General features: G+C 37.4%; 13 protein-coding genes. 2 read left to right on the forward strand and 11 right to left on the reverse strand.

Annotation, left to right across the window (positions count from 1 at the left end):
• Positions 1 to 9: 9 nt before the first annotated feature.
• The 3 genes from polA to QRE67_RS21455 form a co-directional block, all read right to left on the reverse strand.
• The gene (gene polA / locus QRE67_RS21445) at positions 10 to 2643 is read right to left on the reverse strand and encodes a DNA polymerase I (RefSeq protein ID WP_286122208.1); all 2634 of its coding nucleotides are present in this window, start codon (positions 2641 to 2643) and stop codon (positions 10 to 12) included.
• A 770-nt stretch (positions 2644 to 3413) separates the two neighbouring features.
• On the reverse strand, positions 3414 to 5183 hold the full coding sequence (pnpS, locus tag QRE67_RS21450) for a two-component system histidine kinase PnpS (RefSeq protein WP_286122209.1): 1770 nt from the start codon (positions 5181 to 5183) through the stop codon (positions 3414 to 3416).
• Entirely contained in the window at positions 5176 to 5892 is a 717-nt protein-coding gene (locus QRE67_RS21455; protein WP_286122210.1) for a response regulator transcription factor, read from the reverse strand. Before QRE67_RS21455 ends, pnpS begins: the two co-directional genes overlap by 8 nt.
• Before the next feature lie 285 nt (positions 5893 to 6177).
• On the opposite strand from QRE67_RS21455, the gene QRE67_RS21460 reads away from it, so the two are divergent.
• Positions 6178 to 6501, forward strand: coding sequence for a YnfA family protein (locus tag QRE67_RS21460; RefSeq protein ID WP_286122211.1), 324 nt, complete (start codon positions 6178 to 6180; stop codon positions 6499 to 6501).
• 77 nt (positions 6502 to 6578) lie between these two features.
• On the opposite strand, the gene QRE67_RS21465 is transcribed toward QRE67_RS21460, so the two are convergent.
• From QRE67_RS21465 to QRE67_RS21485, 5 genes are all read right to left on the reverse strand, one after another.
• Entirely contained in the window at positions 6579 to 7052 is a 474-nt protein-coding gene (locus tag QRE67_RS21465) for a MaoC/PaaZ C-terminal domain-containing protein (RefSeq protein ID WP_286122212.1), read from the reverse strand.
• Positions 7053 to 7362: 310 nt separating this feature from the next.
• Positions 7363 to 8301, reverse strand: coding sequence for a malate dehydrogenase (gene mdh, locus QRE67_RS21470; RefSeq protein ID WP_286122213.1), 939 nt, complete (start codon positions 8299 to 8301; stop codon positions 7363 to 7365).
• A gap of 20 nt (positions 8302 to 8321) precedes the next feature.
• Entirely contained in the window at positions 8322 to 9614 is a 1293-nt protein-coding gene (gene icd / locus QRE67_RS21475) for an NADP-dependent isocitrate dehydrogenase (RefSeq protein ID WP_286122214.1), read from the reverse strand.
• 160 nt (positions 9615 to 9774) lie between these two features.
• Positions 9775 to 10923 carry a citrate synthase gene (gene citZ, locus QRE67_RS21480; protein WP_286122215.1) on the reverse strand — a complete coding sequence of 383 codons (1149 nt, stop codon included), beginning with the start codon at positions 10921 to 10923 and terminating at the stop codon, positions 9775 to 9777.
• A gap of 387 nt (positions 10924 to 11310) precedes the next feature.
• Complete coding sequence (locus tag QRE67_RS21485; protein WP_286122216.1) at positions 11311 to 11772, reverse strand: DUF441 domain-containing protein; 462 nt, start codon at positions 11770 to 11772, stop codon at positions 11311 to 11313.
• 580 nt (positions 11773 to 12352) lie between these two features.
• Between QRE67_RS21485 and ytvI the strand changes: the two genes are divergently transcribed.
• The gene (gene ytvI, locus QRE67_RS21490) at positions 12353 to 13459 is read left to right on the forward strand and encodes a sporulation integral membrane protein YtvI (RefSeq protein WP_286122217.1); all 1107 of its coding nucleotides are present in this window, start codon (positions 12353 to 12355) and stop codon (positions 13457 to 13459) included.
• 290 nt (positions 13460 to 13749) lie between these two features.
• On the opposite strand, the gene QRE67_RS21495 is transcribed toward ytvI, so the two are convergent.
• The 3 genes from QRE67_RS21495 to pfkA all read right to left on the reverse strand — a co-directional run bounded on the left by QRE67_RS21495 (position 13750) and on the right by pfkA (position 17493).
• A complete protein-coding gene (locus QRE67_RS21495) occupies positions 13750 to 14139 on the reverse strand; it encodes an FxsA family protein (RefSeq protein WP_286122218.1) in 390 nt (129 codons plus the stop codon).
• Positions 14140 to 14722: 583 nt separating this feature from the next.
• Complete coding sequence (pyk, locus tag QRE67_RS21500) at positions 14723 to 16480, reverse strand: pyruvate kinase (protein WP_286122219.1); 1758 nt, start codon at positions 16478 to 16480, stop codon at positions 14723 to 14725.
• 53 nt (positions 16481 to 16533) lie between these two features.
• Positions 16534 to 17493 (reverse strand): 6-phosphofructokinase, encoded by a 960-nt coding sequence (pfkA, locus tag QRE67_RS21505; protein WP_286122220.1) that lies wholly within the window; start codon positions 17491 to 17493, stop codon positions 16534 to 16536.
• Between the last annotated feature and the right edge of the window lie 24 nt (positions 17494 to 17517).

The raw sequence follows: 17517 nt of genomic DNA on the forward strand, positions 1-17517 counted from the left end.
ATCACTTCCTTATTTCGCGTCATACCAAGTTGGACCGGAAGAATAATCAACTTTCAACGGAACAGAAAGTTCAACCGCATGTTCCATCACTTCAGGTACAAGCTTTTCTAGTTGCTCTATTTCTTCTTTTGGTACCTCAAAGATCAATTCATCATGTACCTGCAGAAGAAGACGTGCTTGTAATCCTTCTTCTCGCAGTCGATCATCCATAATAATCATCGCTTTTTTAATAATGTCTGCTGCGCTTCCTTGAATTGGCGTGTTCATTGCAGTACGTTCTGCAAAGCCACGTAGGTTAAAGTTACGGCTCGTAATTTCCGGAATATAGCGGCGGCGTTTTAATAAAGTAGAAACATATCCTTGCTGTTTCGCTTCTTGGACAATGTCATCCATATATTCCTTTACGCCAGGGAAGCTTTCCAAATACTTCTCAATAAACTCTCCTGCTGCTTTTCGTGTAATACCTAAGTTTTGGGACAGCCCATAATCACTAATGCCGTAGACAATTCCGAAGTTAACCGCTTTTGCTTGACGTCTCATGTTTGCTGTTACTTCTTCTTTTGTTACACCAAAAACGTCCATTGCTGTTTTCGTATGAATATCCATATCACGCTGGAACGCTTCAATTAATCCTGAATCTTTTGCGATATGCGCTAATACACGCAGCTCAATTTGCGAATAGTCCGCCGCATACATCACCCAATCTTTTTTGGACGGAATGAATGCTTGACGAATTTTTCTTCCTTCCTCTAAGCGAATCGGGATATTTTGCAAATTAGGTTCTGTAGAGCTTAATCGACCTGTTTGCGTTAATACTTGATTAAAGCGTGTATGAATCTTAGACGAATCTTCATGAACAACTTTTAATAACCCTTCAATATACGTAGAATTCAACTTACCAAGTTGACGATAATGTAAAATCTTAGGGATAATTTCATGATGCTCCATTAGCTTATCAAGGACATCAGCGGATGTAGAATAACCTGTTTTCGTCTTTTTAATAACTGGTAAATTTAAGTTCTCAAATAGAATAACACCAAGCTGTTTTGGTGAATTAATATTAAATTCCGTTCCAGCAAGCTCATAAATTTCCTGTTCCATTTCCTTCAATCGTCCGACTAGTTCATCTCCCATACTGCGCAAACGATCCGTATCAACAGTCACACCTTTTACTTCCATCTCTGCTAACACACGGCAAAGTGGCATTTCTAGCTCTGTAAACAATTCATACTGTTCATTTTTTTGCAGTTCTTCTACAAACGTTTGCTGTACATCGTATAATACGTGCACTTTTCGCGCCACATGCTCCGCTATCACATCAAGTTCAGGAACAGCACGTTTCGCTCCTTTTCCGTACACTTCCTCATCTGACTTAACAGCATGTGTCTCTTTCATTTTCGCAACAGCACGAAAATCTTTATCTGTATCCGCAGGATCAAGTAAATAGGCAGCAATTAATAAATCAAAATCAATTCCTTGAACTTCATAACCTTTCCACTTTAATGCAACGATGGCACGCTTTGCATCAAACGTGTACTTTTTCATCTCTTCATTCGCTAGCCAGTTCGTAAAGGCTTCAGATTGCAACGCAACATCGGCCTGAATAAAGTAGCAGCCATTTTCATTTTGAATACCAAACCCTTGAATATCCGCTCTATGATAATTATCTTCTTGCACTTCTACAAGTAATGCACTATCTTGCTGAAGAATTTCTTCAGTTACTTCTTCCACAATTTCAAATGAAATATCATTTAATTCAGCTGAAGGGGTTTCTTCAGCAGTCACACCAAGTTTATTTAAAAGAGATGTAAATCCTAAGTTCTCAAACATCGGGATAACGTCGTTCGCTTCATATCCTTTATATTCGATATCATCTAAGTGAACTGTAATCGGCGCATCTGTAATAATTGTCGCTAACTCTTTACTCATTAACGCTTGCTCTTTATTCGCCTCTAATTTTTCTTTTAACTTCTTCCCACTCACTTGATCTAAATTTTCATACACGGCTTCTACCGTTTCAAATTGTGTTAACAATTTGATCGCCGTCTTCTCACCGACACCTGGAACACCAGGAATATTATCTGATTGATCTCCCATAAGCCCTTTCATATCGATAATTTGCTTTGGAGATAAACTATATTTCTCAAACAGGGCCTCTTTCGTATATTCATCTACTTCAGTAATCCCTTTACGCGGAATACATACAAGTGTATTGTCAGAAACAAGCTGTAGCAAATCTTTATCTCCGGAAATGACTTTTACATGAACACCTTGTTCACTTGCTTCTGTCGCTAATGTTCCCATAATATCATCCGCTTCATAGTTCTCTAACTCATAACGCGGAACGTGAAATGCATCTAGCAATTCACGAATAAACGGGAATTGTTCAGAAAGCTCAGGTGGCGTTTTTTGACGTCCTCCTTTATAATCACTAAAAGTTTTATGACGAAATGTTGTTTTACCCGCATCAAATGCAACAAGCATATGAGTTGGTTTTTCTTCTTCTAATATTCTCATCAGCATCATCGTAAAACCATAAATTGCGTTCGTATGTATACCTTTGTCGTTATTTAAAAGCGGCAGTGCGAAAAAAGCACGATACGCGATATTATTTCCATCGACTAAAACGACCTTTTTTTCCAAATTAGAAACCTCCCCAGGCAAAATTAAAACGATTTTTTACATATAGTATGTGTTCAAAAAGGAGGATAAAGAGAGCCGAGTAGTTCGAGGCACGGAAGCCAGGAGGATACGGCGTGTAGATTGAACTACATTAGCACCGGAGTGGCGACGTAACGAAGAAATAGGGCAGCTATCTTTACCGGACTTTTTGAACATCTTCATATAGAAAAAGACCGTTTTTTCCTTCTCTCTATATTAACATGACTGAGAGAGAGAAGAAAAATAACGGTCTTTTCTAGCGTATATATTTAAACGCATAAAGGGAGATGCTTTCATAATAGTACATGCATTTGAAATATCCTCATACGATTGGTATAACAATTTGACATAAGTTACATGAAGATACTTCAAAAACAAAGATACTACTTTTTACAAAAAGGGAAGTGACGAGAATAGAGTACCTATTCTCGTCCAAAACTACTCCTTGGATGAAGGGGTTTTCACTTATTATATTAACAGAAATTTATTAATATTAAGTGAAGCTATTGTTAATATAATGTAAATATATAAATACAAATTAAAAAACCGACATAGAACCCTTCTTTTAGGCGGGAGAGAGCATCTGGTCATACATAGAAGCGGTCAGGTCCTCTTCCTGCCCCATGCCAAGTGAAAACAAAGGGAGAAAGCGAGTGCATGTCACCTTTTGTTATCCATAGCCGCGGCTTATATGTCGAAATATCAAAATGGATTTATATACCGATGAATCCCTCTCTAACAAACCATCCAACCTATGAGCGATTCACTGAATCCGTTTTCGGCAAAACAACTGTAAATGTTGTACCCTCTCCTACTTCACTATCAACAGTAATAGTTCCTTGATGCGCCTCCACTAAATGTTTCACAATCGATAAACCAAGGCCTGTTCCGCCTGTATTCCTACTTCTTGCTTTATCTACGCGATAAAAACGTTCAAAGATACGCGGAATTTCCTCTTTACTAATTCCAATTCCTGTATCAGATACTTTTATATATGCACTATTTTCATCTTGTAACAGTTGCACAGACACAGTACCTCCTGCTGGTGTATACAAAATCGCATTATTAATTAAATTGATAAAAATTTGCTTCAAACGACTTGGATCTCCTATAACTGAAACATTTCTTGGTACATCAATATGTAAATAAATTTCTTTATCTTGGGATTTATTTTCCAGCACCATTTGAATTTCTTCCAGTAATCCTTTTACCTCAACAGTGCCCATGTTTAATTTAAAACCTTGTTGTTCAATCTTAGATAAATCTAATAAATCCTCAATTAAGCCTTGCATACGCTCGCTTTCTTTTAAAATAATATGTAAGAAATGCTCGCAAAACTGCTGATTTTCCATCGCCCCATCAAGTAATGTTTCAGAAAAACCTTTAATAGAAGTAATCGGTGTTTTTAGTTCATGTGAAACATTCGCTAAAAAGTCTTTACGCATTTGCTCCAGTTTCTTTAGCTCTGTTATATCATGAAATACGAGAACAATCCCTTTCCATTCATGGTTTGTCCCGATAATCGGTGCACCGTACACTTCAAAATGCTTCCGTTCTATTCCAAGCGGTAAGAGCATTTGTTTACGCACTTTCACTTCAGTCATGAAAATTTCTTCTACAAGTTCAATAATTTCCGCATGTAGAAAAGCTTCATAATAAAGGCGATCCATATATTCTTCATCCGTTACATGGAATATTTCTTTATACGAACGATTTACAAGACTGATATAGCCGCGGCTATCAATTAAAATCATACCGCTCCCCATATTTTCAATCAGTGTATGCAAACGATCTTGCTGCATCTCTTGTTCTAGCGTCATCTCTTGTAAATTACGTGCTAAAATATTAATCGCTTTGCTTAACATCCCTGTCTCATCTGAATGGTTTTCATACGCACGAGCCTTATAATTCCCCTTCGCTAATTCAATCGCTACTTTCGTAACAGACTCAATTGGCTGAATATACTGCCCCGTAATTTTCACACCAAGAAACACAACAACAAGACAAGCAATAACAAAACCGATAATTAATAGGCCCCACGTTTTTTGATGAACATCCTTCAAAGGAGCAATTGTACTTTTTATAATGATGTATCCTTGCTTTCCTTGTTCGTCTTGAACAAACGTCGCATAGTAAAATACATTTTTTTCATTTGTTTCCTTCGTAATGACTCTATTCTTTTGTTTTGCTGTTTCAGAAGAAAGATCTTCAATCACCGCTTGATCTAATCTAGATTGCTTACTTCGATTATATTGAACTTTCTTTGCTTCATCGGCAAACGTAATTGAAACCGAAATTTGTTCTTCTAATTTTTCAAAAACATTCGGTTTTTTTAGAACGTTATCAATTCCTTCTGCTTCTACTAATACAGCAACATATCTCGTCTCTTTGGCCATTCTCTCTTGCGCCTGGTCAATATAATAGTTCTCAAACACCGTTTCCAGCAATACTCCTAGTCCGACTAAAATAAGAATAATAAGAGAAACAAATGTAAAGAGAAGCCTCGAGCGAAACTTATTCATCCCCCTTTGGCTCCTCTAATTTATAACCTAATCCACGAATTGTTTTAATATACGTTGGTTTTTTCGTATTCTTTTCAATTTTATCTCGTAAGTGACTAATATGAACATCGACAATTCTTGTATCTCCTGCAAAATCGTAATTCCATACCGCACTTAATAACTGATCACGCGTTAATACACGTCCTTTATGCTTTGCAAGATATACAAGCAATTCAAATTCTTTTGGCGTTAATTCTAATTTTTCTCCTTGGAAATACGCCTCATAAAATTCAGGTAAAATTTTCAGGTCGAAAATATTAATACTATTTTCATCCTGCACTTCTGAAGCTTGCTCATCTTGCAATTTTGTACGACGTAAAATCGCCTTCACACGTGCAACAACTTCCCTCGGGCTAAACGGCTTCGTCATGTAATCATCAGCCCCAAGTTCAAGACCTAACACTTTATCAAACTCGTCATCTTTTGCTGTTAACATTAAAATCGGCGTCATAATGCGCTGCAATCGCAATTCTTTACATACTTCCATACCATCCATTTTCGGAAGCATTAAATCTAATATAATCAGATCTGGACGCTCAGTTGTCGCTTTATGGAGTGCCACTTCTCCATCCATCGCTGTTATGACTTCGAATCCTGCTTGCTGTAAATTAAATTCAATTAAAGTTAAAATAAACTCCTCATCATCAACGACTAAAATTCGATTGCTCATTCTCTTCCTCCAAGTTATAGACTTGAAACCTTCTTCATCCTAGTATTTTCCCCACTATTCCCATCATACTAGAAAACAATTGCCCTCTCAATAGAATTGTCCATCGCCTTCATACGATTGTGCTATAGTTATACAAGAAGATAAAGTGAAATTTTAATCAGTGGGGGTTTTCTTCATCCCCCACTGATTATTAGCTCTGACCCATCGGGCTTTTACGGGCAGTAATACATAAAGTTAAATCCATTTGCCTCACTCAGGCAACAACGATAGAGAAAGGAAGTTTTTATGTTTAAAGCAGGTATTATTTTTATTGTCGCAGGATTAGCTGAAATTGGTGGCGGCTATCTCATATGGAAATGGCTGAGGGAAGGCAGTTCCATCGGAGTTGGTCTCATTGGTGGCATTATTTTATGTTTATATGGTGTTATTGCTACCTTTCAAGTATTCTCTAGCTTCGGCCGCGTATACGCAGCTTATGGCGGTGTATTTATTATCATGAGTTTACTTTTGGGGTGGATGGTAGATAAAAAAGCACCCGATGTATTTGACTGGGCCGGTGCAGCCGTTTGTCTGATTGGTGTATTTATCATACTCTGGCCTCGTGGATGAAGTGAAACTTTTCTCAGTGGAGGCATTACTACCCGTTAGTGCAGGATAAGAAAAACAGGTGATTTCTCACCTGTTTTTTAAAAATTATCTAATGTTCTTTCCAAAATCGACGTTAAATGATGTGGCGGTGTTACCGTCAATACACCTTTCACAACCACTTCTTCCTTTTCATCATAAGCGAATACACGCATATCAATCGTGTGCTCCTCTTGAGAAACTGCCACAACTTCAAAATGAATTTGCAATGTTTCATAATGGTGTACAGGCTTCACAAAAGTAAGATCTTTCCTGACAACATGACTGCCTGGACCTGGTAAATATTTCGTGACTGCTGTTGTAATCATACCCGTTAACATAATGCTTGGTACAATCGGTTTTTCATACGGAGTTTGGGATGCGTAATCATGCTGGATATATAATGGATTTGAATCATTTGTTAATCCTAAATACAATAACAAATCCTTATCCTCAATTTTCTCAGTGATGGATAACTTCTCTCCTACTGTAATTTCATCCATTCGACGACCAATTTGTACTTTTTTCTTTAACATGTTACAACCCCCTCCGAATTTTACTTTATCTCCCTATTTGCGGATATACCCCAACCTTACTATTCCAAGAGATTCAAAGAAAATAGCAAGGGAACAGGATCCTCATACTGAGAAAAGTTTTCTTTTATTATCCTACCAAAGGCGATATATTATTCGAGTCACTACTATAATGAAGCAAAGTATATTGTAAATCTAGGTTCTTAACATAGGATATAAAAATGATAGCGTTTTCATATTATTTTAAAAAAACAATCCGCTAAATAGAGGAAAAAGATTCGGGGCCCCGAATCTTTTCCTTACTTATATTCTATTAAACAAGAACCTTCATGACATTACGTACAGATTCTACAGAACGATCTAATCCTGCTTTTTCTTCAGGAAGAAGGTCTAATTCAATAATTTTTTCAATTCCGTTACCACCTAAAATAACTGGTACGCCTAAATACAAATCGCTATAACCATATTCCCCTTCAAGGTATGCGATAGCTGGCAATACACGACGTTGATCTTTTAAGATCGCCTCAGTCATCTCAACTAAAGAAGCAGCTGGTGCGTAATATGCACTACCGTTTCCTAGTAAGCTTACAATTTCGCCGCCACCTTTACGTGTACGTTCTACAATTGCTTCTAAGCGTTCTTTCGGAATTAATGTTTCTAATGGAATACCACCCGCATAAGAATAACGAACAAGCGGTACCATGTCATCGCCATGTCCACCAAGAACAAATCCTGTAATATCTTTTACAGAAAGATTTAATTCTTGTGCGATGAATGTACGGAAACGAGCTGTATCTAATACACCCGATTGACCAATAACGCGTTCTTTCGGGAAGCCTGCTTCTTTAAATACAGAATATGTCATTGCATCAACTGGATTTGTTAATACAACAATAATTGCGTTTGGTGAATGTTTTACAATATCATGCGTAATACTTTTCATAATTTTTGAGTTTGTCGCTACTAAATCATCGCGGCTCATACCTGGTTTACGTGCAATACCTGCTGTAATAACAACAACGTCAGAATCAGCTGTATCTGCGTAATCAGATGTGCCGATAATGTTAGCATCAAAACCTTGTACAGGGCTTGCCTCTAACATATCTAACGCTTTCCCTTTTGTTGGATTTTCCAGCTGTGGAATGTCCACTAGCACAACATCTCCAAGCTCTTTTTGAGCTAGTAAGAATGCTGTTGTTGCTCCTGTAAATCCTGCACCGATGACTGATACTTTTTTGCGTTTGATTGTCATAATTTCTCCCTCACTTTGAATTATGCGTTTTTGATTACTGCTCCATCCATATTGTTGATAAGAGCATCAGCAAATTCGGAACATTTCACTTCAGTTGCACCTTCCATAAGGCGTGCGAAGTCATATGTTACCACTTTTGAAGCAATTGTTTTTTCTACTGAAGCAGTTACTAATTTTGCCGCTTCATTCCATCCTAGATGTTCTAACATCAATACCCCTGAAAGAAGAACAGAAGATGGATTTACTTTATCTAAACCTGCATATTTGGGAGCTGTACCATGTGTTGCTTCAAAAATAGCATGTCCAGTAACATAGTTAATGTTTGCACCAGGTGCAATACCAATGCCACCTACTTGTGCTGCAAGTGCATCAGAAATATAGTCGCCGTTTAAGTTCATTGTTGCTACAACATCAAACTCACGTGGACGTGTTAAAATTTGTTGTAAAAAGATATCTGCAATTGAATCTTTTACGATAATTTTACCAGCTGCTTCTGCCGCTGCCATCGCTTTATTCGCTGCATCTTTTCCATCTTTTTCAACAATGCGGTCATATTCAGCCCAAGTAAATACTTTATCGCCGAATTCTTGTTCCGCAACTTCATAACCCCAGTTTTTGAACGCACCTTCTGTGAATTTCATAATGTTACCTTTATGAACTAGTGTAACAGAAGAACGTTTTTCGTTAATTGCATATTGGATTGCAGCACGAACAAGACGTTTTGTCCCCTCTTCCGAAATTGGTTTAATACCAATTCCTGATGTTTCTGGGAAGCGAATATTTTTCACACCCATCGTTTCTTGCAAGAATTCCAGCACCTTATGTGCTTCTGGGGATCCTTGTGCATATTCAATACCAGCATAAATGTCCTCTGTATTTTCACGGAAAATAACCATATCCGTATCTTCCGGACGTTTTACAGGTGAAGGAACACCTTCAAAGTAACGAACTGGACGTAGGCATACGTATAAATCTAATTCTTGACGAAGCGCTACATTTAAAGAACGAATACCACCACCAACAGGAGTTGTAAGCGGGCCTTTAATTGCAATTAAATATTCGCGAATTTCATTTAAAGTCTCTTCTGGTAACCATTCGCCTGTTTTATTAAATGCTTTTTCTCCAGCAAGCACTTCTTTCCAAACGATTTTCTTCTCACCATCATAAGCTTTTTCAACAGCCGCTTCTAGTACACGAGATGCAGCCGCCCAAATATCTGGCCCAATGCCATCCCCTTCAATAAAAGGAATAATCGGATTGTTTGGTACATTCATAACACCATTCGTTACAGTAATTTTTTCTCCTGTCGTCACTGTGATAACCCCCATGTGTGAAATTTCATATGTATGAAACTGAGGGGTTAAACCCTCAGTTCAAACCGTTAGTCAAATTTAAATATTCCAATCATTATATCTTTGCGAAAAAATCAGACTTTTGAAAGCGTATTTACACTATCCAAATAGTGGTTTTTGCTTATCGTTGTGCTAATGGAACATATCGTTGATGCGTTGGTCCATTATAATCAGCACGCGGGCGGATTAATCGGTTATTTTCATATTGTTCTAGAATATGAGCTAACCAGCCTGACATACGGCTAATTGCAAAGATTGGTGTAAATAAATCATGATCAATTCCTAAACAATGGTAAACAGAAGCAGAATAGAAATCGACATTTGGTGGAAGACCTTTTTCTTTTGTTACAATGTCTTCAATTTTGATAGACATATTATACCATTTTTCTTCCCCTAATAGCACGCATAACCTCTTAGACATTTCGCGTAAATGTTTCGCGCGCGGATCACCATGCTCATATACGCGGTGACCAAATCCCATAATCTTAACTTTATTTTGAAACGCATTATGAATATAGGATTCTACATTTTCTTCTTCGCCAATTTCTTTCAACATCTTCATTACATTTTCATTTGCCCCGCCGTGAAGAGGACCTTTCAGTGCACCAATTGCTGCAGTAATACCAGAGTATACATCTGAAAGTGTAGCAACACAAACGCGCGCTGTAAATGTAGAAGCATTTAATTCATGATCTGCATGAAGCACAAGCGCTTTATCGAAAGCTTCAATTTCTACTTCATTTGGTTCGCGGTTATTTAACATATAAACAAAGTTTGCCGCTAGCGATAAATCTTTTCGTGGCTCAACTACTTCTAAACCTTTGCGAATTCTTGCATAAGCTGCAACAAGAGTTCCTACTTGAGCCTGCAATTTAACCGCTTTCAAATAGTTGGACTTCTCATCCATTAATTCAGCGCTCTCATCGTATAATGATAACATGGAAATCGCTGTTCGTAAAACGGTCATTGGATGCGAAACCTTTAAATCTACTTGTTTTAAATATGTTAAAATCTCACTTGGAACTTTAGAATTTTCAGATAACATCTCTTTTAACCCCGTTAGCTCCTCTTCGTTTGGAAGCTTGCGGTGCCATAATAAATATATTACTTCCTCAAACGTAGCATTTTCCGCTAAATCATCAATATTATACCCAACATAAGTTAATGTATCATCAATAATAGAACTCACGGATGATGTTGTTGCTACTACCCCTTCTAAGCCTCGAATAACAGTCATGACACTCTCTCCTTTTCCTGAAAATTCTCCCAACCTTGCTCCTTTGTATCTGTTTGCTCTCCTTATAAATTATGAACGCCCGTTCACTCTTTAGGCAAGCAAAATGCACGATCATGCAAATTTGTTGTGATGTTCCCATCATGTAGTTCCATTGCTTTTCGCAAAGCATGAGCGTGAGTTTCTCCCCGAATCCTCACGCTTAGAACAACAGATGGTGAGGAAAACTAGTTTCGAAGAGTCTATGATAAAAACAACATAAAACAATATCAATAAAAAATTGTTTTATGTTGTTTTTATTTTATCTGGTGTAAATCTTTGCTGCTATGTAGCCTTTAAAAAGTTTTCTAACTCTATTATAAACAATTATCTGACTTTTGTGAATGGAAAGAATTCAAAAAATTTATATTACAATAAAATTTTTTATTTAAACATCTGTATAATGTTCATCACAGCATAAGCAATTCCAGCTCCAATTAGCGGACCAACAGCTACTCCATTAAATAACGCAACCGCAATAATTGTTCCAAATACAAGAGCAGTTGTAATATGTGGATCGTTTGTTAATAATTGCACTCCGCCTTTTGCCAGGAGGGCAACAGCTACCCCTGAAGCGAGCGCAATCCAAGCATAGTAAGATTTAGTTGCTTCAACTAACTGCTTAAAGCCAATTTCTCCCGTGGCTATAGGTACAAGAACAGCAATCGTAATAACAGTTACACCTAGATTAATTCCTTTGGTTTGAAGATAAGGAAGTAGCTTATCTCCTAAAAACGTCCATTTTAATAAGAATAAAACCCCTACAGCTACAGTTAATGATTGATTTTTTGCAACAAGTCCAATAATAAGTAATATGAATAAAAATAACGTTGATTGACTAATCATGATTGCACTTCCTTTCTGAAAATAATGAAAGCATTCACAAATGAAATTACTGTTAAACACATCGTTATACAGGATTTACACTGATTTTGTCGCTAATAGGTACTGATGATAAAATGAAACTTTTATCATCGGGGTTTTCTTCATCCCCACTGCCCGTAAAAGCCCTCATCAATCGGGCTTTTACGGGCAGTTTACCCTCCACCTAACTTCTTTTCTTTTTGCTGAATTTTAAGGTGGGGGTATTACCTCACGCAAATGGTGGGATAAACGAAACCCACCGATGAGCTAGGATCAGACATTTTTATACCAATAAACCTTCGCTCCTAGTGGAAAAGGGACGTTGCTCTTCTTTCTTTTCTTAGAAAAAACAGGTAAAATAAAAGGTAGATAAAATGAAACTTTTATCAGTGGAAGTCTCCATCCCTATTGATCATTAGCCCTCACCAATCGGGCTTTTAGGGGCAGTTATCTTCTGCATTTCTTCGCATCTTGAGGTAGGGGTGTTACTGCCCGCGAATAGCGGGATAAATCCATCATTCCAATATAACACAATACAATTCGGAATGGGAGGTAAGCACTTTTGAATCGAAATTTACTGTATATTATATTACGACTTTTATTTGTCATTGCAGTAGCAATAATTGGGTTTTATGTACTACTGTATGTTTCAGGTCTTATATACCCATTTATCATTGCCTTAGCCTTTGCTTATTTGATAAATCCAGTCGTGAATTTTCTCAATCAAAAACTTCAATTCCCCCGTGCCTTAGCAGTACTCGTCAGCTTAATTCTTGTTTTCGGTGCCATTGTGGGTCTCGTTACGTACATTGTGACAGAAGTTATTTCCGCTACAACCTACTTACTACAAGTTGTCACAGATAAACTTCCAGCCATCATACAATATGCACAACAATTTGCACTCAACGATATTATGCCTTTATATGATGATTTAATTTCTAAATTTAATCATCTTGGCGAATCACAGCAGTATACGATCACACAAAATATTCAAAATCTAGGAACAGAAGCAACAAAGCAAATGAAAGATCTGTTAACCGCTATCATAAGTGGATTAACATACTTTATTAGCGCACTTCCAACAACGTTAACAGTCCTTGTCTTCGTTTTATTAGCAACTTTCTTTATTAGTTTCGATTGGCATACACTTGCCCATAGAGTTAAAAAATCGCTTCCAAATCGTGTACATGGATATGGAAAGACCATTTTTTTCGACTTACGAAAAGCTTTATTTGGATTTGTAAAAGCACAACTTACACTTGTCTCCATGACGACAATTATCGTATTAATCGGGCTATTAATTTTACGTGTACCATACGCAATTACAATTGCTCTCATTACAGGCATTGTGGATTTACTTCCTTATTTAGGAACTGGAGCTATTTTTGTTCCTTGGATTATTTATATATTTTTCACAGGAGATACAGCGTTCGCAATCGGTTTACTCATTTTATATATCGTCGTTATTGTCCAAAGACAATTAATGGAGCCAAAAGTATTATCCTCTAATATCGGACTCGATCCATTGCCAACACTTATCGCATTATTTGTTGGATTTAAATTATATGGATTTTTAGGTTTAATTATCGGTCCAGTCATTTTAGTGCTATTAAATACATTACATAAAGCTCGTGTGTTTCATGATTTGTGGAAGTTTATTAAAGGATAAAAAAGATGAAATTAGTGAGACCGTCGAGAAAAATCTGCTTTAAATAATCAAATAGCATCCCCCTTTTCATACAGACAAAAAAAGAAGGTGATCGTCCATATACAGTGGATAATCACCTTCTTTTTTATTGAAATAGATTGTTTTTATACTACCAAAAACCAACTTTTGGTTTTTTATTCTATATTACGAATAAAGATTCTTCCCATTTATTCCTTTTTCTTCAAATGAATAAATATGCATTTTGGCTTTGGCAAAAAAAATAACACTTGAAGTAACTTCCACTTCAAGTGTTATTTTTGAACGATAATTGTCGTATTTTTACTTAATTTCCACTGTAGCCACTTTATCATCATTAGCTTAAACGGTTTTCGTGTTACAGGGAATATAAGAATAATCCCTATTACATCCGTCACATATCCAGGTACCAATAGGAGGATCCCGCCTATAAAAACAAAAATACCATCTAATACAGCATCTCCTGGCAATTCACCTCTATTTAATCGGTACTGAATCTCTCTTAATACCGCAAAGCCTTGTCGCTTTGCCAAATAAACACCTATAACACCAGTGAACACAATCATAGCAAATGTTGGCCACATTCCTATAAAATGACTCGATCCAATTAATACAGTTACTTCAATAGCCGGAATTAAAATCAAGAGAAAAAGAAACCATTTCATCCACTCACCCCTTTATCCCATTTTAACAATCAATAAAGTGAAACTTTAATCAGTGTTTTTTTCTTCATCTCTCACTGATTATTAACCCTCACCAATCAGGCTTTTACGGGCAGTTTATCCCCCACCTAACTTCTTTACTTCCTATCAAACTTTGAGGTAGGGGAATTACTGCCCTCAAATAGCGGGATAAAATCTTCAATTTAAAACTATATAAATACAAATTAAAAAACCGACATAAAACCCTTCTTTTTAGGTGAGAGAGAGCATCCGGCCATGCATAGAAGCGGTCAGATCCTTTTCCTGCCCAGACATAGTGAAAACAAAGAGAGAAAACGAGTGCAGGTCACCTTTTGTTATCCATAGCCGCGGCTTATATGTCGAAAAATCAAAATGGATTTATATAACAACCCCGTATACAAGCTTTCCATCAATAAGGAGAGGAGGAACAACCCTCATAACACTTTCTCTCACTCTAACAGGCCGTAAAAGCCCCACCGATGATAGTTTTACTTTATCAGAATATTGTCGTTTTCAAATTGTAAAAAAAAGAGAAGGATTCCCATCCTTCTCTCCATATTACTTCTTATAGCACTTCCGCATGTCCATTATAAACAATTCCACGCGCTGCATCAACTGTTACTTCTTGGCCAGAGATTAAAGTTGTTGTTACACCTTCAACACCAACGATAACTGGAATACCGATTGATACACCTACAACTGCTGCATGGCTTGTTAAGCCACCTTCTTCTACCACTAGAGCTGCAGCTTTTTCGATTGCAGGAATCATATCTTTATCAGTACTTGTTGTAACAAGGATAGAACCTTCTGTTACGTTCGCTATAGCTTCTTCAGCTGTTTTCGCTACAACTACTTTACCTTTTGCTGATTTACGGCCAATCCCTTGCCCTTTAGCAATTTGCTCACCAACAACATGGATTTTCATTAAGTTTGTTGTGCCAGTTTCAGCAACTGGTACACCAGCAGTGATTACAACCGTATCACCAACACCGATTAGATTTGCATCCATACCTGTTTGAATTGCAGTGTCTAACATTTCATCAGTAGATGCTGCACGTTTTCCAGCCATAAACGCTTGTACACCCCAAACAAGTGCAAGACGACGTCCTACTTGTTCGTCAGATGTTACAGCTACGATTGGAGATTTCGGACGGTATTTAGAGATCATTTTCGCAGTATGTCCACTTTCTGTTGGAGCTACGATTGCAGCTACATCAAGAGCAAGTGCTGTATGTGCAACAGATTGGCTAATTGCATCTGTAATTGTTGGAGTGAACTCTTTAATACGTTTTTTGAACATATCTTCATATTGTAATGATCTTTCAACACGTACTGCAATGTTAGCCATCATTGTTACCGCTTCTACTGGGTATAGACCCGCTGCAGTTTCACCAGAAAGCATGATTGCATCTGTACCATCAAAGATAGCATTCGCTACGTCACTCGCCTCTGCGCGCGTCGGACGAGGGTTACGTTGCATAGAATCTAGCATTTGTGTTGCAGTAATAACCGGCTTGCCTAATACGTTACATTTTTTGATTAGACGTTTTTGTACTAACGGTACTTCTTCTGGTGGAATTTCTACACCCATATCACCACGAGCTACCATTAAACCATCAGAAACCTCTAAGATAGAATCAATGTTATCGATACCTTCTTGGTTTTCAATTTTTGGTACGATTTGAATGTACTGCGCATTATGACCTTCTAGCAATTCACGAATTTCTAATACGTCAGACGCTTTACGAACGAAAGAAGCTGCGATGAAGTCAACCTTTTGCTCAATACCGAAGACGATGTCTTTTACATCTTTCTCAGTAATACCAGGAAGCTTAATGCTTACGTTTGGTACGTTTACACCTTTTTTATTTTTTACAGTGCCGCTGTTTAATACTTTTGTACGGATATCACCATTTGCTTTTTCTAGTACCTCTAACTCGATCAGGCCGTCATCGATTAGAATGCGAGATCCTGGATTTACATCATCATAAAGACCTGCATAGGATACAGAGAACTTTTCAGCTGTTCCTAATACTTGTTCTGTAGAAATAACAACTTCTGCACCCGTTACTAATTCAGCTTGTCCGTCTACGAAGTCATGTGTACGGATTTCTGGACCTTTTGTATCAAGTAAAATACCAACTGTTTTACCAGTTTTCTTTGAAGCTTCACGAATGTTTTTAATACGAGCTCCGTGCTCTTCATGGCTACCATGAGAGAAGTTTAAACGAGCAACGTTCATACCCGCTTCCATTAATTGCTCTAATTTCTCAATACTTTCACTAGCAGGACCTATAGTACATACAATTTTAGTTTTACGCATATTGCACCTCCGAAAATTATGAAACCGTTCCCAAATATCTGACATTAAGTCAATTAGATGGATAATTCTTTAGATAATTGATACATATCTTTATCGATTGTATGCTTTTGAGCTAACGCTTCGATAATGTCATGATCAACAAGTTTATTGTTTTGAATACCAACACAACGTCCGCCATTACCAGCAATTAATAATTCAACTGCTCTTGCGCCAAGACGACTTGCTAATACACGGTCTTGTGCACTTGGTGATCCACCACGTTGTACGTGACCTAATACAGTTACACGAGTATCAAAGTTTGTTGCTTCTTCAATGTGCTTACCGATGTCAATCGCACTTCCAACACCTTCAGCTACAACGATAATACTGTGCTTTTTACCACGTTCACTACCGCGTTTCAGACGAGCGATAACATCATTCATGTCATACTTTTCTTCTGGAATCAAGATCGTTTCGGCACCATCAGCTAAACCAGCCCATAATGCGATATCTCCAGCGTGACGTCCCATTACTTCGATAACATATGTACGTTCATGAGATGTAGCAGTATCACGGATTTTATCGATTGCATCAATAACAGTATTTAACGCTGTATCGAAACCAATTGTGAAGTCTGTTCCAGGAATATCATTATCAATTGTACCTGGTACACCGACACATGGGAATCCTTGTTCTGTTAATTTTTTAGCACCTTGGTAAGAGCCATCGCCACCAATAACAACGAGTCCTTCAATACCAAATTTCTTTAATTGCTCAATTCCTTGTAGTCGTACTTCTGGATCTTTAAACTCAGGACATCTTGCTGTATATAATTTTGTACCACCACGGTGGATAATATCGCCAACAGAACCAAGTTCTAATTTTTCAATGTGACCAGAAATTAATCCAGCGTATCCATGGTAGATACCATATACTTCTATATCATGAAAAATCGCTTTACGAACAACTGCACGAATGGCAGCATTCATACCAGGTGAATCTCCACCACTTGTTAATACACCAATACGTTTCATTTGTACTCACCTCATAAAGATTAT

The organism is Bacillus sp. DX3.1 (assembly GCF_030292155.1).
Taxonomy (GTDB): domain Bacteria; phylum Bacillota; class Bacilli; order Bacillales; family Bacillaceae_G; genus Bacillus_A.